The sequence below is a fragment of the Gymnodinialimonas sp. JB5-7 genome, from assembly GCF_055693405.1.
On the sequence record NZ_JBVFUX010000012.1, the window covers coordinates 1002909 to 1023678 of the forward strand.

The following is a 20770-nucleotide window of genomic DNA, read 5'->3' on the forward strand; positions in this document are numbered from 1 at the left end:
CTCACGAGATAAAAAGACAATAATGCTGACCTTTTTGCTTTCAGAAGTACAAAAGATACGATCATCAGGCGAAAAACATGCCTTAGTATGGCATATCTGTTTACCTATTTTTGGAAATCTCCCTCTAAATCATATACTTACAGATAGGCTCGATTGACCTGATATGAGCTTGCTCCACCTGCTAATTCTTGCCCTCATCCAAGGCGTAACCGAGTTCTTGCCGGTTTCTTCCTCCGGTCACCTGATTCTGCTGCCGAATCTCACCGGCCTGGAAGACCAGGGACAGGTCATAGATGTAGCCGTACATGTGGGCACTTTGGGCGCCGTCATCCTCTACTTCTGGAGCGACGTGAAAATGGGCCTCGCGGGTCTTCCGCGCATGCTCACCGGAAAGATCGACACGCCGGGATCAAAGCTCGCCTTCCTATTGGTGCTCGCCACCATCCCCGTGATCATCTTCGGTCTCGCGTTGGAGGTGTCCGGCCTCTACGACCAACTGCGGTCCATCGCCGTCATCGGTTGGACGATGTTGGTCTTTGGCCTCGTCCTCTATTGGGCCGACCAGAAGGGCCCGCAGGAGAAACGCTCCGAGGATTGGACGCTTCGAGACGCCATCGTCATGGGGCTGTGGCAGGCCATCGCCCTGATCCCCGGCACATCTCGCAGCGGCATCACGATCACGGCTGGCCGCTATCTTGGATATGACCGGGAAAGCGCCGCACGCTTGGCTATGCTCATGTCGATCCCGACAATTATCGCCTCCGGCGTCTTCGCAGGGGCGGAGGTCATCGCGACCGCAGATGCAGCCGCCGCGCGCGACGGCGCGATCGCTGCCGGCTTCGCCTTCATCGCGGCCCTCGCGGCGCTTGCCCTGATGTTCAAATTGCTCCGCAGCGTCAGCTTCACGCCCTACGTGATCTACCGCGTCGTACTTGGGCTGATCCTGCTTGGGATCGCGTATATCTAGCTTTCCCGCAGGTTCTGCGCGCTTTCCTTGATGTCGGAATATTGCCCGGAGGGCCGGAAGACGTAGAGGTAGTCGTCCAGCACCGCCTCCATCGCGGTCGCCTCAACGCCGAGATCTGCAAGCGTTTGGGCCCCTTCGCCAACGACATTATCCGACGCCAGCGAGCGCACCTGATCCCGGGTCAGAATGCCATTGTGGAAAAGTCCGAGCGTGATCATCTGCGCCATGTCGAGGCTGAACGCCATGATGCGCGCCACGAAGAACGGGATATTCAGAACCAGACGGCGGCGGCGAATGACCCCCAACATGCGGTTCATCAATTCGCGGAAGGTCTCCACATCAGGGCCACCCAGCTCAAACGTGCCGTGCGCCTCGCCAAGGATGCCTTTGACTGCCGCCTGTGCGACGTCGTCGACATAAACGGGCTGAAACCGCGTTTCCGCACCAGCAACGGGCAGGATCGGGCCCAACGCGGGTCATGCCAGCAAAGCGATTGAAGAACTGGTCTTCCGGACCGAACACAACCGATGGCCGCAGGATCATGGCGCCGGGAAAGGCCTCCAGCACGGCAGCTTCGCCAGCTGCTTTGGATTGCGCATAAAGGCTGTTGCCTTCCGCATCGGCCCCAATCGCCGAAATATGGACCAGCGTCCCAGCCGCTTCTTCCGCCGCAATGCGGGCAATGCGGGCAGCGCCTTCATGCTGGACCGCGTCGAAGTTGTTCTTTCCACCGGCGTCGAATGTGCCCACGCAATTCACCACAGCATCCGCGCCATGGATCGCAGCCCGGACTGAGGCATCGTCGCGAATATTGGCCAGGATCGGCTCCACCTGCCCGACAACACCGTAAGGCTTCACGAACAGCGCTTCATTCGGGCGACGCACGGCGACGCGCACGCGCCAGCCTTCTTTGGCCATTCGGCGTGCGATGTAGCGGCCCACAAAGCCCGAGCCGCCGAAAATGGTGACGAGTTTAGCCATCGATGGGCCCCTCCGGTCGCGTTTGGGTTGTGATACGGCCCCGCTCCACAAGCGGCAAGGCGCAAAACGTCTCAACTTTCCGCGCATATGGGTGGAACCACCGGTATACCACTGGCGTTTGCCAGAGTGGCAATCTACGAAACGTATATGTCTGCGCGAATACCCTTGATCTTATCGCTTGTCCTGGCTTTGGGCGCAGGCCCGGCCATGGCGCAGAATGTTCAGATTTTGGCGCCCGATGCAGACGAAGACCTGCAAGATCGCCTGCGCGCCGCGTCACTTCTCTTGCAGGAAACGGAAGAAGCGCGAACTGCGCAGGATATCGTCGCCGCCGCACGCGCCGATTACGGGCGTCTTGTCGCGGCCCTTTACGATTCCGGCTATTTTTCACCCGTTGTTCGGATTGACGTGGATGGCCGCGAGGCCGCACGCATTCCACCGTTCGGCGCCCCGCGGTCCGTGTCAAATGTCACAATCCGCGTCACACCGGGCCCCGAATTCACATTTGGCACGGCAGAGATCGGGCCATTGGCCGCGGACACCGACCTGCCAGGTGAGTTCCGGCCAGGCGGCGCGGCTTCGACCCCTGTGCTGCGCGACACCGCCGCCGCATCGATCGATGCGTGGCGCGCCGTGGGGTACGCAACCGCAGACGTGGCTGATCAACAGATCACCGCACGCAACGGAGATGCTGTTCTTGACGTCCGCGTGCGCATCGATCCCGGTCAGATCGTCCGCTTCGGCACACTCGACCCCGAAGGCCATGAACGCATGCGGACCGAGCGCATCCTTGCCATTGCGGGCCTGCCAGAAGGCGCGGTCTTTTCGCCAGAAACGCTCGACCGGGTTGAAGGGCGCTTACAGGATACCGGTGTTTTCTCCGCCATCGCATTGCAGGAGGGGGAGGTTGGCCCAGACGGCAGGATGAACATCACTGCAACCCTGGTGGAAAGCCTGCCGCGCCGGTTTGGGGCGGGGGTCGAGTTCTCCACCGACGATGGCCTGGGCGTCAGTGCCTACTGGCTTCACCGCAACCTGTTCGGCGGGGCCGAGCGCTTGCGCATCGAAGGTGAGATCAGCGGCATTGGATCCGAAGGCCTGTCCACGGAAGATGTCGAAGGTATCGATGCCTCCATCGGCCTGCGCTATTCGCGCCCGGCCACCTTCACACCGGACACCACGCTTTATGCAGAAATCGGCGCCGATTACCTGGATGAGCCCGCGTTCAGCCTGGCGACGATTGGGGCTGAGGTCGGCGTTGAACATCGCTTCACCCGCACCTTGACCGCCGCCGCAGGCGTTGCGCTGGACTACTTCGATATCGACGATCAATTCGGCGAACGGCAAGTGACGCTGCTGTCGCTTCCCGCCTCGGTCACATGGGATCGCCGTGAAGACCCGCTGGACGCCAGGCGGCTGTTCTTTCTGGAGGCCTCCGCCACGCCCCTTGTCACCAATGAAGGCAGCACAGGCGCGCGCACCAATGTTGATGGCCGGGCCTATTTCGGCTTTGGGGAAGATCGCGCCAGCCGGGTCGCCTTGCGGGCCCAAGTCGGCAGTGTCTTTGGCGGGGAAATCACTGAAATCCCACCCAGCTTCCTCTTCTTCTCAGGCGGTGCCGGCACAGTTCGGGGGCAGGAATTCCAATCCCTCGGCGCGACACAGCTTGGCCAGGATGCCGGCGGGCGCAGCTTTGCGGGTCTGTCTGCCGAATTCCGGCAGGACATTGGAGAGACGAATTTCGGCCTTGTCGCGTTCGCCGATGCGGGCTTTGTGGCCGCCGATGCCTTGGGCGGCGAAGGCGATTGGCACGCGGGCGGCGGGCTTGGCGTGCGCTATACGACGCCTTTCGGTCCGATCCGCGTAGATCTGGCCACACCATTGCGCGGCGACGGTGTCGGCGAAGACCTGTTCATCTATATCGGCATCGGGCACAGCTTCTGATGCGGTGGCTTTGCATCATTCTCCTCCTTCTGCTGCCCAGTGCCGCAATCGCGCAGGATGATGACCGCTCGCGCCTGATCCGCTTCCTTGAGGATCAACTGTCAGACGGTGCGGCACGCCAGATCCGGATTGAGGGGTTTCGCGGTGCTCTGTCGTCCGAGGCGCAACTGGATCAACTGACTATTTCAGACGCTGATGGCGTCTGGCTGACGCTGGACAATGCCACGCTGAACTGGTCCCGCTCCGCTCTGCTGTCCGGGGCGTTGCAGATTGACGCGCTGACGGCGGAACGCCTTGAAATTCTGCGCCCCCCGCTGGCCGAAGACGGTGTTGATCTGGCCGATGCAGAGGCCACGCCCTTTGCCCTGCCCGAACTTCCCGTCAGCATCGAAGTGGGGCGCTTTGCGATTGAAGAGGTCGTTCTGGCCGAGCCGATCATCGGCCTCCCGGCTATCCTGTCTGTTGAAGGCTCTGCGCAGCTGATCGGCGGGGCGGGACAGGCGGACATTGCATTGGAACGCCTGGATGGCCCGGGCGGAACGTTTTCGCTTGAAGCGGAATACGATAATTCCAACCGCGACCTCGCCCTCTCGCTATTGCTGGCCGAGCCCGAAGATGGCCTGACCGCTGAACTACTTGGCCTGCCAGGCCGTCCCGATTTGCGCCTGTCTGTTGAGGGCGAAGGTCCAGTCACGGATTTTGCCACCCAGATCACCCTGCAGACCGAGGGACAGGATCGTATTGCCGGGCAAGTGATCACCTCAACTAGCACCAGCGGCGAACAGCTTCTGGCGGTCGACATTGGCGGTGACATTCGCCCCCTCCTTCTGCCGGACTATCGCGCCTTCTTCGGCGAAGACACGCGCGTGCAGGCCCAGGCGCGGCAGGAAACCGATGGCGGCCTGAACCTTGATGCCCTTCGACTAAGCTCTGCCGCGCTTTCGCTGGAAGGCTCCGTCGCGCTCTCGTCCGGAGGGTTGCCGGAAGTTTTGGACCTGACTGGCCAGATCACCCCGCCCCAGGGCGACAGGGTGCGTTTGCCCTCAGGCGGCACGCCGGTCGCAATCGCGGGCGCTGATCTAAGCGTCACCTACGACCGCGCCGCGGGAGATGCCTATGCGCTGGTTGTTGGGCTTGATCAGCTGACAGTCGACGACCTCTCCATTCAATCCGGCCAACTCCGCTTTGAAGGCACCGCTGCGATCACCGACACGGGGGTCGAAGCGACAGCCGCTGATCTGTCCGCCGCATTGTCCGGCGTTCAGCACACCGACCCCGCCCTTGCCCAAGCCTTGGGAGAGCGTATTTCGCTCGTCGCGACCCTGTCGTGGATCGCAGGTGCACCCCTGATCCTGTCCGATCTTGCGGCCCAAAGCGGCGATGTGTCCGCCGTCGGCGGCGCGTCTTTTCAATCAGGCGAAAATCGCCTCGACATGGTCATGGATGTCACCGCCACTGTTGCGGACCTCTCCCGGTTCGCTGCAGTCGCAGGCCAACCCCTAGATGGCGCCGCGACGCTCGCGGTGTCCGGCGCGGCAGAGCCGCTGTCCGGCGCCTTTGACCTGACCATTGCAGGCACCGGCACCGACCTGCATTTTACCGATGCGCTCCCCGATGAGATCTTCGCCGGTGACACCCAGCTTGCCGCCACCGTCGTGCGCAATGAAACCGGCCTGACCTTGCGCGGCCTCAGCCTGCAAAATGCCGAGCTTGATCTGACCGGCGACGCCGCCCTTACATCGGGCGATACGGTGGCATCGGCCGATTTTGAGTTGCGCGAGGTCGGCTACTTCACCGACATTCTTTCCGGTCCCGTCGCCATCTCCGCCGATGTCGCGCGGCAGGGGACAGCCCCGTTTGACATCGACGTCTCGCTCACTGGCCCGAACGAGATTGCGGCCAGCACCCAGGGCACGTTCGATGCCGAATCCGGTGACTTCGCGCTCGACCTCACCGCATCCGCGCAAGACTTGAACATTGGAAATGGGGTTCCGCCGCAACTTCTGGCAGGTCGAACGCAGATCGCAGCGGCAGCCAATCGCACCGGCGATGTGCTGAGCCTGACCAACCTCTCCATCCGAAACCCCGAACTCACCCTGACGGGTGAGGCCAGCGTCAGCCCAACTGTCAGCCGGGTCGATGTTGACGCGCGCCTCGCCAATGTCGGCCTGTTCACCGACGCACTTTCGGGCCCGGTCAGCGCCGATGCGATCCTGACACGCCAGGGCGAGGATCCTTGGCAAGTGGACGCCGATCTGGGCGGGCCCGGCGGCATGAACGCCAATGTCGAAGGCCGCGTGGGCCTTCCCGGCAACACCGTTGATCTGCGCCTGAATGGACAGGCTCCGCTTGCCTTGGCAAACCGGTACATCCAACCCCGCTCAATCCGCGGCTCGCTTGGCTTCAACCTGACGATGCGAGGCACACCCGGCCTACCCGCCCTCAGCGGCAGCCTCTCCAGCAGCAATGCCCGGATCGCCGTGCCCACTTATGCGCTTGCGGTCGAGAATGTCGGCCTCAACGCCCAGATCTCCGGTGGACGAGTGAGCCTGACGGGGAACGGCACGCTGTCCACCGGCGGGCAACTCAGCACGCAGGGCTCCATCAACCTCGCCAGCCCCGGTCTAGATGGGCAAATCAACGTAACTCCTCGCCAATGGGCGCATAGTTGATCCCACCCTTTATGACGCCCAGATCGCCCGCGCCGATCTTTCGGTCAGCGGGCCTTTGGCCCGTGGCCCGCGCATCTCGGGCGACATCACGCTTGGTGAATCTGAGATCTCGCGTGCCCGAAGCCAGCCTTGCAGGCAGCGCCGCAATCCCGAACATCCGCCATATCGGCGAAACCCCGGAAGAGCGTTTGACGCGCCGTTTCGCGGGCCTGCTCGGCAGCAGCGCAGGCAGCTCCGGTGGGGGAAGCGCCACAACCGCACTCGACATCAGCATTACGGCACCCGGTCGCATCTTCCTGCGCGGGCGCGGTATCGATGCGGAATTCGGCGGCTCCATCCGCCTGTTCGGCACCACCGCCAACGTGATCCCAACCGGCCAGTTCGAACTGGTCCGCGGGCGCCTTTCGATCCTTGGAACACGGCTGGATTTCGTCGAAGGGCAGGCAACCCTTCAGGGCAGCTTCGATCCGTTCCTGCGCCTGGCCGCTGTCAGTCGCGCGTCCGGCTATCAGATCACCATTCGCGTGGATGGCGCCGCCTCCAATCCTGAGATTACCTTCACGTCCGACCCGTCCCTCCCTGAGGATGAGGTGCTTGCCCAACTCCTCTTCGGTCGCTCCGTCTCTGGCCTGTCGCCCTTGCAGCTTCTGCAACTGGCCGATGCGGCCACATCGCTTGCGGGCGGCTCGACCAATTCCGGTTTCATCGCCGGGCTGCGCGACGGCCTCGGTCTCGACGATCTGGACCTTTCCACCGACGACGAAGGCAACGCCGCCGTGACCGCCGGGCGCTACCTTTCCGAAAACATTTACACCGATGTCACGATCAACGCCGAAGGCGACGCGGACCTATCGCTGAACATCGACCTGACGCCCAATTTCACAGCGCGCGGCAGCGTCGGGTCCGATGGCAGCTCAAGTATCGGCATCTTCTTCGAGCAGGACTATTGACGCCGCTTTCCGCCGGATATATCAGCCGCCAGCACGACACCTGCCCAGGTGGCGGAATTGGTAGACGCGCCAGCTTCAGGTGCTGGTGTCTGTATGGACGTGGAGGTTCGAGTCCTCTCCTGGGCACCAACCTGCACTTTCGAAGAAAGTGTCAGGGGCCGGTAGGGTGATTTTCATCGAAAATCGTCCCGAAAGGCCGCTCTCCCCTTCCGCCGCACTGATTGCCAATTCCCGACGGAGGGGCCGCGACCATGACCATCCATCTCTACCAAAATGATCTGCCCGATGACCTGTCGCTGGGTCCCATCGTGGCGATCGATTGCGAAACCATGGGTCTGCACCCCCACCGCGACCGTCTTTGCGTCGTGCAACTGTCCGATGGTGACGGCAACGCACACTTGATCCAGGTCGCCAAGGGCCAGACGTCTGCGCCAAACCTGGAACGCCTGCTGACCGATCCCGACACGCTCAAGCTGTTCCACTTCGGACGCTTCGATATTGCGGTCATGTTCCACGCCTTCGGCGCGCTGACAGCACCCGTCTACTGCACCAAGATCGCGTCCAAACTCGTGCGCACCTATACCGACCGCCATGGCCTCAAGAACCTGTTGCAGGAATTGCTCAGTGTCGACATCTCCAAACAGCAGCAAAGCTCGGATTGGGGCGCCGATACCCTGACCGATGCGCAGCAAGCCTATGCCGCCTCCGACGTGCTTTACCTTCATCAGGTCAAGGAGAAGCTCGATATCATGCTGGCCCGCGAAGGGCGGGCGGACATCGCGCAGGCGTGTTTTGAGTTTTTGCCGTCCCGTGCGAAACTCGACCTAGCCGGGTGGCCTGAGATCGACATCTTCTCGCACTGATCAGCACCGGCAGGAGGCACGGCCTTGGCGCGCAGCGATCTGTATTCGAAAACCGTGATGTGGGTGAAAGTCACCCTGCCGCTGATCGCGCTTGCCCTTTTGTCCAGCCTGTTTCTGCTCTCAGGTGCGCCCGATCCGGACGCCGCCCTGCCATATGCCGAGGTTGACGTGGAACAGATCGCCCGTGAACAGCGCGTCACCGCGCCCCGCTTTGCCGGGATCGTCGGCGAAGATCAGGAGATCATCCTGATCGCCGCGGCCATGACGGCGGAAAGTGGGCAAACGGACCGCATCCGCGCGCAAGCCATCGACGGACGTGTCGATCTGGGCATCTCCGAAGTCATGACCGTGCAAGCCACGTTGGGCGATATCGACATGGCCGGCCAGTTTGCCTCGCTGCGGGATGGGGTCGCCGTACAATCCTCGCGTGGCTATCAGATGGAAAGCGAAACGATCCTGATGGCGCTGGATGAGGTTCGGCTTCGCGCACCCACACCCGTGCACATCACAGGCCCCGGCCTCGACCTGACTGCGGATGCCATGGAAATGGAGGAAGTGGACGGCGCGCCAATCCTTCGTTTCACTGGATCCGTTCGGATGCTATACGACCCGGAGAGTTAAGAGGTTTTCATGCAGCGTCTTTTTGCCCTTCTGGGCCTTGCCCTCTGTCTGTCCGGGCCAGCTTTCGCACAAGTCGACATTGGCTTTGGCGGCGTCAGCTATGACGCGCGAGAACCGATTGAGGTCACGGCCGACGGGCTGACCGTTGATCAGGCAACGGGTGAGGCGGTCTTCACTGGCAATGTCATTGTCGTGCAGGGTGATCTGCGCTTGTCCGCAGGCGCCGTTCGCGTCGTCTATGCCACCGACGGCGGCAACCAGGATGTGCGTGAGGTGATTGCAACTGGCGGTGTCCTCGTCACCCGCGGCGCCGACGCCGCCGAAGGCGGCCAGGCCCGGTTTGATGTCGCGTCATCCCTGCTGACCCTTTCGGGCAATGTGCTTGTGACACAAGGGCCAACGGCGATTGCCGGCGACAGCATGGTCGTGAACATGCAGACCGGAAATGGCTCGGTCGATGGCCGCGTGCGCACGGTCCTGGGCGGTGGCGATTGATATGCCGCTTGATGTCACAGAAGGATCAGCCGGTCTCAGGGTCGAAAAGCTTCGGAAAAGCTACCGAAAGCGCCCCGTCATCCGCGACGTCACGCTGGAGTTGAACCGCGGCGAAGTGGTGGCCCTGCTGGGCCCGAACGGGTCGGGCAAGACAACCAGCTTCTACTGCATCGCAGGCCTCGATCACGCCCGACGGCGGGCGCGTGACCATCGACGGCCAGGATGTGACCCTGTTCCCGATGTACCGCCGGGCCCGCGCGGGCGTCGGCTACCTGCCGCAGGAAATGTCGATCTTTCGTGGCCTGTCCGTGCAAGACAACATCATGGCGATCCTCGAAATCGTCGAACCAAAGCGCAAGAAACGCCGCGACCGGCTGGAGGAGCTTCTCAGCGAATTCACCATCGAACATCTCCGCCGCGCGCCCGCCCTGTCCCTGTCAGGCGGGGAGCGTCGCCGCGTGGAAATCGCGCGCTGCCTTGCGTCAAATCCCCGCTACGTGCTGTTGGACGAACCTTTTGCCGGGGTCGATCCCATTGCCGTGGGTGACATCCGCGCCCTGGTGGGAGAGCTCAAGACACGCGGCATCGGTGTTCTGATCACCGACCACAACGTGCAGGAAACCCTCGCCATCGTGGATCGCGCCTATATTCTGCACGATGGCAGCATCATCATGTCCGGCACCGCCGAAGAAGTGGTGAAGGACGAAAACGTCCGCCGCGTCTATCTCGGGCAGTCTTTCCGCATCGGTTAACCCGGTTTTCGTTGACAGGTGGGGGCGACTCGTCGCCAAATGGCGGGGATGGTTGCACTTGCTTCATCTCGATCCCGACCTCGCGCTTTACGGCGCACTCAGGATCACTCTTTTCGAGAAATCGATAAATATCAGAGCCTTGGCGGCTTGTGCACGCGTGCACATCCCCGGGCCATCCCCAAATAACGGAGGTTTCATGCGGTATCAGATCAGTGGAAAACAAATCGAGATCGGCCAAGCCCTGCAAACCCACGTTCAGGACAATCTCGGCGGTGTCGCCGAGAAATATGCCGAACGCCCGACCGATGCGACCGTCATCTTTTCCAAGTCCGGATCTGAATTCGTCTGCGAAACCACCATCCACCTGTCGACTGGCATGACAGCATCCGCCAAGGGCCATGCCCACGAAATCTATGCCGCGTTCGAAACCACGGCAGAGAAGCTTGAAAAGCAGCTGCGTCGCTACAAACGTCGCTTAAAAGATCATCACCGCGAACGTTCGCAGCCCATTGATGTCTTCGGCGGCTCCTCCTATATCCTCGCCTCATCTGAGGGCACGGATGAAGAGTCTGAGCCCGACAGCCTGCAGCCCATCATTGTGGCCGAGATGGAAACCAGTATCCCATCCCTGTCCGTCGGCGAGGCCGTGATGCAGATGGAAATCGCGGGCGCACCCTTGCTGGTGTTCCGCAACGAAGGACACGACCGGGTGAATGTGGTCTACCGCCGCGATGACGGCAATGTAGGCTGGATCGACCCCGCCACCGATTGAATCAGACGTCAGCCGCACCGCTCGGTTGACTGAGGGGACGCTTACAGATGGATCTCTCCACATTGCTTGCACCGCAAGCCGTGAAAGTTGTCAGTGACGTCAGCAGCAAAAAGCGCCTGCTTCAGTCGATTTCCGAATTGGCTGAACAGACGGTTGGCGTCCCTGCGGCGCGCATCTTCGAATCCCTTCAGGAACGCGAAAGCCTGGGCCCTACGGGCGTGGGCAACGGTATCGCACTGCCCCATACCCGCCTGCCGGGTCTGGACCGGGTCAGCGGTGTGTTCATCCGCCTCGAACGCGCCATCGATTTCGATGCGGCGGACCGGATGCCTGTGGATCTTGTTTTTGCCCTGATGGCTCCGATCGACTCGGGCGTGGATCACCTCAAGGCCCTGGCCCTGGTGTCGCGAACCCTGCGGGATGCGGAACTTTGCGCGAAGTTGCGGGCCAACGCTGATCCAGCAGCGCTCTACGCGTTGATGACCGAATCTGAGGCGACCAAAGCCGCCTAGGACTTGTTCCAGCGCTTGAAGCCGAACCCGACATAGTCGCGCCTGTACGTGTCGATCAGCACCTGTTCGATCTTGCCGTCATAAACGGCCTTCAACGGAAATGCCCCGGGCATGGCTTCGCCCACAACCTCAGGCACCTCTTCAACGCCAACCTCAAACGCCAAGGCGGGCAGCGCGTCTTTCATCTGATGTTCGTGGATAACCGCCTGCGGAACCATGACCTGTGAAATACCCTGCAAGATCGCCATCTGGCTGGCCCAGGCTTGATCAACGCGCACGCTCGTCTGCCCGTTCAGATTGCCCTTCAAAAAGCCTATGAATCCGATGAACGCGGCCTTCTGCTCCTCTTCGGTCCAATTCTCGCCGAGGGCTTTGCCCGGGATCGGCACCTTGTAGCGCTGCCGAAGGATCTTGCGCGGGTCGGAATACATCGGGCGATCATCGGGCAGGATGAACCGGTTGAACGTGCAATATGCCCGCGCGACCGGGTGGCGCAGAACACTGAAACTGCGGAACCCGGGATGGTCTTTCATCCACTGGCGCAACTGTTTCTGACTCATCTTGCGGATCAGCGTATCGCGGCCGACATCGTCGATCTTTCCCATCCAGTCGAGCACGGCATTTTCCGGCCCTCCCTTGATGGGACAGAACAAGAGGCCCTTGGTCGGATGCGCCACAAAGTTCGGCACCTGCGCGGCACGCTCGGGCTCCAATTCAGGCGACCGTTCCAATCCGAAGCGATCCAGATCGGCCAGAGCCGCGACCATTTCATCGTAATTCTCAACCTTGTCGCGCAGCGGGCTCGGGTTCTGCTTCTTGAGCTTTTTTGACGTCGCTTCGACCCGCTCGTCCGAGCCCAGAAAGGCCGCCAAGCCGTTCAGAACGTCCGCATCATTAATATCCTCGTACCGGATGTGGAATGCCACCTGACCCGTTCGCTGAAGGCCGCGCCGCAGATGTTCCTGAAATCCGCCCAAGGTATCGACAAGGTCCCGAAACTCTGGCGCATCGAACCGCACCTTTGCTGTCTTGGCATGCTTCAGGTCGGTCAAACGCCACTGCCCCGTGGCGCTCGCGATCTTGCGACTGACATAGGAATCGAGCGGATTGCGCGTCAGGATCACCTTCGCAATCCTCGGGTCGGGCAGGACACGCTCAACCACACGATCATCATGGTCATGAAACAATCGGAACCCGGGCAGCGCATCGCCTGCATTTTCGATGATCGCCTCCAACAACCCCAACGGATCAAGCTCGCGCCGGTCCATGTCATAGCCGTGCATCTCGAACGTGTTGTGATGGCCCAGGAAGGTCGGGTTATAGACCTCCCCCAGACAATCGATGCTTTCGAAATTGTTCAGCGAGTCTTCCAGGTAATTCGACCCGGTTCGCATCTCGGCGAACAAAACGAAGGCGTCGTATTTACGGGCCATGTCTTACCTCACAAGGTAGGGGCGATTGTCGGCACCGGCTGGCAGCGGCGCCACACCCTCTTGCGGGAAATCGCCCACGGCAAATGGGTTCATCCCCTGGTTTTTCAGATTCTGCAGGAATTTCGGCAGGCCGCTCAGGTCAGCCATGCGCGGCGCCTCGGTCAACCGGCTGGCTTGCGCGCCCTCCATCGCATCAAGGATGCGTTGCAGGTTTTCCATCGGCTCTTCCAGAAACTCCGCCAGCGACCAGATGCGGATTTCGGCCCGGCTGCGCACATGGCGCAGCGTGTTGACGAACTCCACCTCGCGCCGCTGGAGGCGCGCGGCCTCGGTCCGGATATCGCTGAAATTGCGGTTGGCCGTGAACAACCGTACCGCCCATCCGCCCGTGATCACGCTGATCTGCGCGTTCGAGTCGCCCGCCATGAACGCACCGGGCCGCTGATTGTCCTGGGGACCGAACATGAAAACCTGCCGCTCGCCCCGTGTGTTCCAGATCAGGTTGGTCAGGAACCGTTCGGGGTTATAATCCCGCAATTCCGGCGCAGCCGAAAGGCATCCGGCATAGGTCTCGGCATCGCCCGCAAACCGGGCACGCTTCAGATCAAACAGGTTGCCATGCACCGATGCGCCAAGCCGGCGCGACAGCCACGGCTCAAAATCAAGGAACAGATCATTAAAGCCCTGAAAGACGGAATAGGGCGCGGCCGTCTTGCCGTTTTCCCATTCACTGTTGGGGTAGCGACTTTGCATGTAAAGCCCGGCCCGGCCCTGCGTGCGTCGCTCAAGTGCTTTGGCAAAGACGCGGTCGATCTTGCCCGGCGTGGGTTCTGACCGACGAACATCCGCGCCGGAATCGTCCAGAAACGATTGATAAAGCCGATCCGCCCGGTGCCAGATTTTCCGCGCCACAAAGCAATCAGACCGCCGCAAAAGATGCAGGTGGTCGTCGTAGAACACATGCGGCTTGCCCTGGAAATCGAACTTCGACAGCGTCAGCGAACGGCTTTCGATGTTGCGCGAATAGTTTCGCACCAAGGTCTGCCAATAGCTTTCGTCAGGGATCCAGACCAACTTGAAGTACCGGTCGAATTCCCGCCGCTTGGGGTCCTGCAAAATCGCGCTCAGCGTCTGCCGCGACAGACACCACCACTGGCTTCCCAAATGCGGCGCAAGGCCGTCGGGGATCTTGCGTTTGAACCCGATGCGGCGCTGAAACTCCACATACCGATCAAACAGGAACCGGTGCCGCTTCCACGAAAAGGGGAACCGCAACTGGAACCGTTCGGTGTTCAGCCCGTCGATCGTCCAATCCACATCGCGGATCGTGACCGACTCGATAAAGTCGGTCATCGGCCGCGCCGCCAGATAGGCGCGCAACTCATCCACCGGGCGCAGCGGCAGACAGGACCCGGAGGCAAGGTAGACGTGCCGCACACCCGGAAACGCCTCAAGCATCAGCTCGCTGGCGGTCTGGCTGGCGGCCACAAGGCTCCACGTGCCCCACTCACATTTATGCCGCTTCGAGAATTTCACATTCTCAAGGTCTGACATTTCCTGCTTCAGCCAGTCGAATTGTGCCCGCCCCACGCGCTTGTCGACATGGATCACAACCGGGCAATCCCGTTCGGCCCAATGCCGCGCAACCTGCGCCGCGCGATCAAAGGCCGTATGGCACATCATAACAAAGCCAAGCGTGCTCATGCCCAGTTCCCCTTGGACATCAGGCCGAGGATCTCAAGCTGGCGCCAGTTGATGTATTTCTCGGACCATTTGGTCCAGAAATCGGGGTTCTCGCGCAGACCCTCCGCATAAGCCTTGTATTCAGCCGAAGCCGCATAATGCTCGCGCCGCTCCAATTCCTCCGCGGCCTTCTTCGTGAACGTATCCAGAAACTTTGCGTGCAGCAGCACGCCCGAGGCCTTCTCACCCCCCATTCGTCGTACACAAGGTTGAGCCCGCGCGGCAGCAGCATGTGGGTGGACGACGCATAGGTGTAATGCTTCTGCCAATGCACAAGCGGCGTCTTGTTCAGCGCCGGGGCCCGTTCGGGATTGTCCTGAAAAAAGGCACGCGCCCGTGGCCCGCCCTGAATCCACAGATTGCCGTATTCCCAATTCCGCTCGATCGAATAATTGCCGGCGTCAAACCAGCAGGCGATGTCGAACGGGTTCTGACCCTCCGCATAGGGCTGCGCGGTGATCGGCCCTTTCGGATACATGTCCAATAGCATCGCGCCAAAGGACTTGATGGACGAGGCCTGCAACCAATCCGTCAGCGCCGGGATCGGACGTGTGTCCGAGAACGGGTAGACAAGAAACTCATCCGGATCGACCGTCAGGCACCAATGGTCGTGACCGTAAAGGCGCAACAGGCGGTTGATCCAATCCATGCCGAACCGGGATCTCTTGTAACTCTCGTCCGTCCACCAGACCGAGCAATCCGGTTGCTCCATCAGGTATTCGCGCGTGCCATCGCCGCTGTCATTGTCCACGAAGAGGAAATGCGAAACGCCGCGCTCGCGATAGTATTTCAGGAAGTAGGGAAGGCGGATCCGTTCGTTCCGAAGGGTGACAAAGCACAGCAATTCCCGCTCACGGATCGCATCCGTGCGGTTGGCGATCTCCTCCAAACCGCGGGATTTACGCCAGGCTCGCACAAGGAATCGCTTACGCTCAAGGCGCAAACCATATCGCCGGACAGCCTTCATCGGCGCCCTGCGTGATCCGTTGTGATGACAGCGTCTGCCACGATCTCAAAATGCTCCTGCCATGTCGGGCACCTGACTTTTCTCAGGTCAGGCCGTGTGATTTTACCATCAATGAGTTGCTTAATCGTTTCTTTCCACTGATACGCCGTTGGATTGTTTACGTAAACGGCACAATCACCAAGGGTTTCCCGGAACACGGGCAGGTCAGAACAGATCGGCGTCGCCCCAACCATGGCAGCCTCCAGCGGGGGAAGGCCGAACCCCTCGGTCATCGACGGAAAGAGCAGCGCAGACGCCTTTGACAGGTGCCCGCGCACATCCGCGTCCGGCAGCGGGCCGTGCACGTGGATGGATTGGCCAAGCATCGGGTGCGCGTTCAAACGCGCCATCAGCCCCTCCACCTTCCAGCCTGTATGTCCAATGATATGGAGGTGCGGCATGCCACTCGCAGGCACATCCTCTGCCAATGCGTCCCACGCATCCAGCATCAGCGCATGGTTTTTCCGCGGCTCAATCGTTCCCAACATCACGAAATGCAGCGGGTCCCGGTCACCTGCGATACGCTCCAACACCGGGACGCCCAGATGGGCCACGACCGTTTCAGGCCGTCTTTCTGCGCCGTGCCAATGCAGGTCCAACGCTTCGCCCGTCGCATGAGAATTCGCAATCACATGGCTCGCGAACCGGCGAACCCGGTCAACGCGCCCCGCGAAATTCGCAGGCTGATCATCGGCCACAAGATCGGGATGGGTGATCGGGATCAGGTCATGGATCATGACCACACTGCGCTCACGCGCTCCGAAGGCTGACAAAGTCGCCTTGGACAAATTCGAATGGCCGACATTCACGTAGGTCCAGCCCTGTGGTGCGGCGCGGGCCAGTAGTGCCGGCAGCGCAGTTGGCCTACATCTATCAATGGCAAAACTGCGCAACGTTGCCTCTGCCATGTGACGCGGTCGCTTTCCCCGAAGGGTCAGCCGCGACAGCAGATCGGCACGGCCCAAAGGTCGCCGCTCCTCCGCCAGGTCAAGCATCAAACGCCCGCCTGCCTTGTCCAACAGCAGATAGCCGCGCGTTGTGCGGCACAGGAAGCGGTCACACCCGGCGTCCAGAAAGGCTTTCAGGTATTCCAGTTCAACCCGGTCAATGCCCGTTGGCGCCCGTCTGCCAAGGCGCGTCAGGGTGCGTGTCACGTCCAGCCAGAGGGCCGGGATTTGGGACAGCGCACCCATTGCCACGCTCAGGCTATTGCGCCGCGCTCCGGACCGACATCATGTCGCCCAGATAGCTCTGGAATTCGTCCCGCAGATCTTCGCGGGCCAAGCCAAAGGCGACGGTCGCTTGCAGGAAACCTGCTTTCGATCCGCAATCAAACCGCTGGCCCTTGAACCGGAAGCCATAGACGTTGTCGGCGCTGGTGATTTCCTGCGCGATGGCATCCGTCAGCTGCACTTCGCCGCCAGCCCCGGTCTTGATCCGGTTCAAATGGCCCATAACGTCAGGCGTCAGAATATAGCGGCCAATTACAGCCAGGTTTGAGGGCGCCTTGTCCGCATCAGGCTTTTCAACCATGCCCTTCACCGACACGACGGAGCCCATGTCTTCCTTGATGTCCAGAACACCGTAGGCTGAGGTTTTGTCGTCAGGCACTTCCATCGCGGCGACCATGTTGCCGCCGATTTCCGCATGCGCTTCGACCATCTGCTGCAGGCACGGCGTTTCAGCCGCGATCACATCATCGGGTAGGATGACTGCAAAGGGTTCGTTCGACAGCAAGCGACGCGCACACCAGACGGCATGGCCCAAGCCAAGCGCCTTGTGCTGGCGGATATACGCGATTGCGCCACTGTCCATGTTGGTGCTTTTCAGCTGATCCAACATGTCAGTTTTGCCCTTTTTGCGAAGGGTATTTTCCAGCTCGGGCGAATGGTCGAAATAATCTTCCAACGCCGATTTGCCGCGACTCGTTACGAAGATGAACTCTTTAATACCTGCCGCACGCGCTTCGTCGATGGCGTACTGGATCAGGGGGCGGTCAACCAATGTCATGATCTCTTTCGGGATCGACTTGGTAGCCGGAAGGAAACGGGTCCCAAGACCCGCGACCGGAAAGATCGCCTTGGTTACTTTCTTCTTCATGCCTTGCCTCTTCTTGCGTCGCCCGGTTTTCGCAGTGCGCGCAGCTTTCTTGTTATGCCTTAAAGCTTAACGAAAGATCATGAAGTGGGAAATCATCAATTCGTGTCCCCCTCCAGCGGTATACCGCGCGTGGCAGAAATGCGACGGACTTCGCGGGCCCGGCGGGCCCGGAAGGAATGCATCTGAAACCGGGGTTCACGGCGGTCAGCTGGGCCAAAAAGCCCGCCATATTGCTCCCACCAACCGCCATTGGTGAACTGTATTTTGTGCTTTCTGGGGGTGGGCTCAAAAATGAACAGGCTCACGGGCTGGCCCTCGTTCACGAGACGCGCCGCCTCCCGGTGCAGCGCCATACGTTGAAAGGGCCGGCCGGATAAGACAACGGGTGTCGGCGGATCAACATCAACAAAGGGCAGAAAATCCTGCGATGGTTCGGCTGGTTTGGGAGCGTCACTCGAACGCGCCTTCCCTTCGGCAAGGCCGTCCCGCAGACCCTCCATCAAGCCCCGCATTTTGGCAGCGTCCAGCTTCTTTCGCCGGGCCAGTGCCAGCAAGCGACTACTCTGCGCCGCCTCCATATCGCGAACCGCAGCAGTCACATCACCGCCACGGCCGTGTTTTGCCAAAAACACGCTGGTCGATGCCCCGATATCAAACAGGCTCAACGGGACCCGATCGTCGGTCCGCCGTGCACTCGCCTGATAGCCATGATGCACCACCGCACCTGCGACCCATTCCGTCCGCAGCCCTGCACGCCCGACACGCACGGCCATGTCCGTGTCATCGAGGTAGAAGTGCATCGCTTCATCAAAGCCGCCGAGGCTTTCGAACACATCACGGCGAAAGGCCATATTCGTGCCCTGTAATTTCCGCACACAACCGTCCCTAAACGGCCTGTCAGGCCCGGTTATCAAATCCTGCCCCAGCCCGTTCACAGCCATCGGACCCCATTGCATGGAAATCCCGTTGCGCCCAAGAACTGGCCCCGTTGCGGCTGCAAGATCCGGGTCGGCAAAGGCCTCCAGCAGCGCATCGGCCCATGTCGGCTCCGGCACCGCATCGTCATCAATAAACGCAATGATCCCCCCAGCGGCGGCCTCGATCCCCGCGTTCCGCGCGGCTGAGATGTTCGGGGCACCCTGGGACAGCAGCTTGATGCGATCGGCGAAGCCTCTGACCGCCTGCTGCCCGGCCCCATCAGCCACAACAACCACCTCGCACCCGGCATGGCGTAACTGGCTCAACCCAAGCAGACATCGATGCAAAGCCTCCGGCCGCCCGGCGCTGACAACAACTACGCTCAGGTCGGCGGGCGTCACACCGTCCCCATCTCGGCCATCATCGCCTCGATCCGGGGGATGTCCTCGGGATTGTTCAGCTCCCAGAATTTGGACCCACGCGCTTCGACTTCAACGCACAAAACCGGATGCCCGGCCTCCAGGAATCGCAGCTGCTCCAACCCCTCAAGCGTCTCTAACGGGCCAATCGGCCAATGTGGGTAAGCCCTCAAAGCCCAAGGCCGGTACGCGTAGACGCCGACATGGTGGAACACCGACGTATCCGCGGCGGGCGCATAATCCTCCGCCGTGAACGGCACGACTTCCTTGGAAAAGTAGAGCGCGCGTCGCTTGCTGTCGGCTACCGCCGTCGTCCCGCCGACACGCCCGGCGGCGCGATCCGCTTTCAACGCAGCTAAGGTCTCTCCATCGCAGCGCAGGATCGGTGTTGCCAAAGCGGCCTGACTGTCCGCCCGCAATCCCGCAATCAATTCTTCCAGAAACCAATGCGGGGTCAGAGGTGCATCGCCTTGCAGGTTCACCACCATCTCCACGTCACCCAGGATCTCCAGCGCCTCGGCGCAGCGCTCTGTCCCGTTGCGGGCCTCGGATGAGGTCATCAAAATCTCCGCCCCAAACGCACGCGCCGCATCCGCGATCCGCTCATCATCCGTGGCCACGTAAACCGCATCCAGCCCCGCCACGCCCTGCGCCGCGCGCCAGGAGCGTTCGATCAGGCTTCGCGCCTCACCCGTCGCCCCGCGCAACATTGCCAGCGGTTTGCCGGGATAGCGGGTGGAGGCATAGCGGGCCGGAATAACGCAGGCGACCGTCACGGCTGCTTCAACTCCACCCCCGGCGCATAGGCGATGAAGAAGCCATTGGCGAAGCCGTCCTTGCCATAATCAAACGTCGCGTGATCCTCGAACCGAACCATCTTGCCACCAGCCCCACGCAGCACCGCATCCCCCGCCGCCGTATCCCATTCCATGGTCCGGCCCAGGCGCGGGTAGATGTCAGCCTCGCCCGTCGCCACGAGACAGAACTTCAACGAAGAGCCCGCAGATTTCATATCTGCATGGGCGTATTTGTTGATGTAATCATCCGTCGCCTGATCTCGGTGCGATTTCGATGCAACCACGCGCAGCGCTCCGTTATCCGGGTCGGCAACCGCCATCTGTTCGACGCGACCCGGCGCGTTAGGGTCGAAAAGGCCCTGCTCCTCAACGCTCACGCCATTCGCATCCGTGTAGAAAAGGCGACCCTTGGCGGGGGCATAGACGATCCCGCGCACAGGCACGCCATTTTCGACCAATGCAATGTTCACAGTGAAATCGCCACGTCGCTTGATGAACTCTTTGGTGCCATCCAGCGGATCGACGATCAGAAACTGCGCGGCACTCAGATCGTGACTATCGGCCTGCTCTTCAGTGACCAAAGCGACGTCCGGAAAGGCGGCCCGCAAATGGCGGGAGATTACGGCATCTGCCTTTTCGTCTGCCTCCGTGACAGGGCTGTCGTCGGATTTAACCTTCACATCGAAATCATCGGCCTCGTAGACCTGCATGATCACATCGCCCGCTTCCAACGCGGCGGCGCGCATCACGGCAACAAGTTTTTGGTGATCCATCACGCCTCACTTGCGGTTGAATTGAAAATTAACACCTCCTGCGTTATCGTCT

The 20770-nt window shown here is 61.0% G+C and carries 16 protein-coding genes, 1 tRNA gene and 3 pseudogenes; 11 read left to right on the top strand and 9 right to left on the bottom strand.

All coding sequences use genetic code 11. From position 1 onward, the window contains the following. Positions 1-163: 163 nt before the first annotated feature. Entirely contained in the window at positions 164-967 is an 804-nt protein-coding gene (locus ACZ1HK_RS13310) for an undecaprenyl-diphosphate phosphatase (protein WP_472629108.1), read from the top strand. On the opposite strand, the pseudogene ACZ1HK_RS13315 reads toward ACZ1HK_RS13310, so the two are convergent. Next, positions 964-1948, bottom strand: a pseudogene (locus ACZ1HK_RS13315) (complex I NDUFA9 subunit family protein). The gene ACZ1HK_RS13310 and the pseudogene ACZ1HK_RS13315 overlap by 4 nt on opposite strands. A 207-nt stretch (positions 1949-2155) precedes the next feature. Between ACZ1HK_RS13315 and ACZ1HK_RS13320 the strand changes: the two are divergent. The 10 genes and pseudogenes from ACZ1HK_RS13320 to ACZ1HK_RS13365 all read left to right on the top strand — a co-directional run bounded on the left by ACZ1HK_RS13320 (position 2156) and on the right by ACZ1HK_RS13365 (position 11529). Continuing rightward, on the top strand, positions 2156-3892 hold the full coding sequence (locus tag ACZ1HK_RS13320) for an autotransporter assembly complex protein TamA (protein WP_472629109.1): 1737 nt from the start codon (positions 2156-2158) through the stop codon (positions 3890-3892). After that, on the top strand, positions 3892-6564 hold the full coding sequence (locus tag ACZ1HK_RS13325) for a hypothetical protein (protein ID WP_472629110.1): 2673 nt from the start codon (positions 3892-3894) through the stop codon (positions 6562-6564). The genes ACZ1HK_RS13320 and ACZ1HK_RS13325 overlap by 1 nt, the downstream gene beginning before the upstream one ends. A gap of 95 nt (positions 6565-6659) precedes the next feature. Then, entirely contained in the window at positions 6660-7514 is an 855-nt protein-coding gene (locus ACZ1HK_RS13330) for a translocation/assembly module TamB domain-containing protein (RefSeq protein ID WP_472630835.1), read from the top strand. 42 nt (positions 7515-7556) lie between these two features. Continuing rightward, a tRNA-Leu gene (locus tag ACZ1HK_RS13335) sits at positions 7557-7643 on the top strand. A gap of 122 nt (positions 7644-7765) precedes the next feature. Next, positions 7766-8377: a ribonuclease D gene (locus ACZ1HK_RS13340; protein ID WP_472629111.1), complete on the top strand. Its 612-nt coding sequence runs from the start codon at positions 7766-7768 to the stop codon at positions 8375-8377. A 24-nt stretch (positions 8378-8401) separates the two neighbouring features. After that, entirely contained in the window at positions 8402-8998 is a 597-nt protein-coding gene (gene lptC / locus ACZ1HK_RS13345; protein WP_472629112.1) for an LPS export ABC transporter periplasmic protein LptC, read from the top strand. 9 nt (positions 8999-9007) lie between these two features. Further along, on the top strand, positions 9008-9493 hold the full coding sequence (locus ACZ1HK_RS13350) for an LptA/OstA family protein (protein WP_472629113.1): 486 nt from the start codon (positions 9008-9010) through the stop codon (positions 9491-9493). A 1-nt stretch (position 9494) separates the two neighbouring features. Next, positions 9495-10245, top strand: a pseudogene (lptB, locus tag ACZ1HK_RS13355) (LPS export ABC transporter ATP-binding protein). Between the two features lie 196 nt (positions 10246-10441). Beyond that, positions 10442-11017 carry a ribosome hibernation-promoting factor, HPF/YfiA family gene (hpf, locus tag ACZ1HK_RS13360; protein ID WP_472629114.1) on the top strand — a complete coding sequence of 192 codons (576 nt, stop codon included), beginning with the start codon at positions 10442-10444 and terminating at the stop codon, positions 11015-11017. 47 nt (positions 11018-11064) lie between these two features. After that, positions 11065-11529: a PTS sugar transporter subunit IIA gene (locus ACZ1HK_RS13365; protein ID WP_472629115.1), complete on the top strand. Its 465-nt coding sequence runs from the start codon at positions 11065-11067 to the stop codon at positions 11527-11529. On the opposite strand, the gene ACZ1HK_RS13370 is transcribed toward ACZ1HK_RS13365, so the two are convergent. The 8 genes and pseudogenes from ACZ1HK_RS13370 to cysQ form a co-directional block, all read right to left on the bottom strand. Further along, positions 11526-12962, bottom strand: a complete 1437-nt coding sequence (locus ACZ1HK_RS13370; RefSeq protein ID WP_472629116.1) for a nodulation protein NodH — start codon at positions 12960-12962, stop codon at positions 11526-11528. The genes ACZ1HK_RS13365 and ACZ1HK_RS13370 overlap by 4 nt on opposite strands. Before the next feature lie 3 nt (positions 12963-12965). Continuing rightward, positions 12966-14666 carry a DUF5927 domain-containing protein gene (locus ACZ1HK_RS13375; RefSeq protein ID WP_472629117.1) on the bottom strand — a complete coding sequence of 567 codons (1701 nt, stop codon included), beginning with the start codon at positions 14664-14666 and terminating at the stop codon, positions 12966-12968. Next, a pseudogene (locus ACZ1HK_RS13380) lies at positions 14663-15672 on the bottom strand (glycosyltransferase family 2 protein). Before ACZ1HK_RS13380 ends, ACZ1HK_RS13375 begins: the two are co-directional and overlap by 4 nt. Continuing rightward, positions 15669-16904, bottom strand: coding sequence for a glycosyltransferase family 4 protein (locus ACZ1HK_RS13385; RefSeq protein WP_472629118.1), 1236 nt, complete (start codon positions 16902-16904; stop codon positions 15669-15671). The pseudogene ACZ1HK_RS13380 and the gene ACZ1HK_RS13385 overlap by 4 nt, the downstream one beginning before the upstream one ends. Before the next feature lie 13 nt (positions 16905-16917). Next, complete coding sequence (gene galU, locus ACZ1HK_RS13390) at positions 16918-17811, bottom strand: UTP--glucose-1-phosphate uridylyltransferase GalU (protein ID WP_472629119.1); 894 nt, start codon at positions 17809-17811, stop codon at positions 16918-16920. Positions 17812-17906: 95 nt separating this feature from the next. Further along, the gene (locus tag ACZ1HK_RS13395; protein ID WP_472629120.1) at positions 17907-19130 is read right to left on the bottom strand and encodes a glycosyltransferase family 2 protein; all 1224 of its coding nucleotides are present in this window, start codon (positions 19128-19130) and stop codon (positions 17907-17909) included. Next, positions 19127-19924, bottom strand: a complete 798-nt coding sequence (locus ACZ1HK_RS13400; RefSeq protein ID WP_472629121.1) for a 3-deoxy-manno-octulosonate cytidylyltransferase — start codon at positions 19922-19924, stop codon at positions 19127-19129. The genes ACZ1HK_RS13395 and ACZ1HK_RS13400 overlap by 4 nt, the downstream gene beginning before the upstream one ends. After that, complete coding sequence (cysQ, locus tag ACZ1HK_RS13405; protein WP_472629122.1) at positions 19921-20718, bottom strand: 3'(2'),5'-bisphosphate nucleotidase CysQ; 798 nt, start codon at positions 20716-20718, stop codon at positions 19921-19923. The genes ACZ1HK_RS13400 and cysQ overlap by 4 nt, the downstream gene beginning before the upstream one ends. Between the last annotated feature and the right edge of the window lie 52 nt (positions 20719-20770).

Excerpts from the sequence above, each read along its gene's own strand:
- ACZ1HK_RS13310 (WP_472629108.1), top strand. The coding sequence starts at position 164 with ATGAGCTTGCTCCACCTGCTAATTCTTGCCCTCATCCAAGGCGTAACC.
- ACZ1HK_RS13320 (WP_472629109.1), top strand. The coding sequence starts at position 2,156 with ATGGCGCAGAATGTTCAGATTTTGGCGCCCGATGCAGACGAAGACCTG.
- ACZ1HK_RS13325 (WP_472629110.1), top strand. The coding sequence starts at position 3,892 with ATGCGGTGGCTTTGCATCATTCTCCTCCTTCTGCTGCCCAGTGCCGCA.
- ACZ1HK_RS13340 (WP_472629111.1), top strand. The coding sequence starts at position 7,766 with ATGACCATCCATCTCTACCAAAATGATCTGCCCGATGACCTGTCGCTG.
- ACZ1HK_RS13350 (WP_472629113.1), top strand. The coding sequence starts at position 9,008 with ATGCAGCGTCTTTTTGCCCTTCTGGGCCTTGCCCTCTGTCTGTCCGGG.
- hpf (WP_472629114.1), top strand. The coding sequence starts at position 10,442 with ATGCGGTATCAGATCAGTGGAAAACAAATCGAGATCGGCCAAGCCCTG.
- ACZ1HK_RS13365 (WP_472629115.1), top strand. The coding sequence starts at position 11,065 with ATGGATCTCTCCACATTGCTTGCACCGCAAGCCGTGAAAGTTGTCAGT.
- ACZ1HK_RS13370 (WP_472629116.1), bottom strand. The coding sequence starts at position 12,962 with ATGGCCCGTAAATACGACGCCTTCGTTTTGTTCGCCGAGATGCGAACC.
- ACZ1HK_RS13375 (WP_472629117.1), bottom strand. The coding sequence starts at position 14,666 with ATGAGCACGCTTGGCTTTGTTATGATGTGCCATACGGCCTTTGATCGC.
- ACZ1HK_RS13385 (WP_472629118.1), bottom strand. The coding sequence starts at position 16,904 with ATGGGTGCGCTGTCCCAAATCCCGGCCCTCTGGCTGGACGTGACACGC.
- galU (WP_472629119.1), bottom strand. The coding sequence starts at position 17,811 with ATGAAGAAGAAAGTAACCAAGGCGATCTTTCCGGTCGCGGGTCTTGGG.
- cysQ (WP_472629122.1), bottom strand. The coding sequence starts at position 20,718 with ATGGATCACCAAAAACTTGTTGCCGTGATGCGCGCCGCCGCGTTGGAA.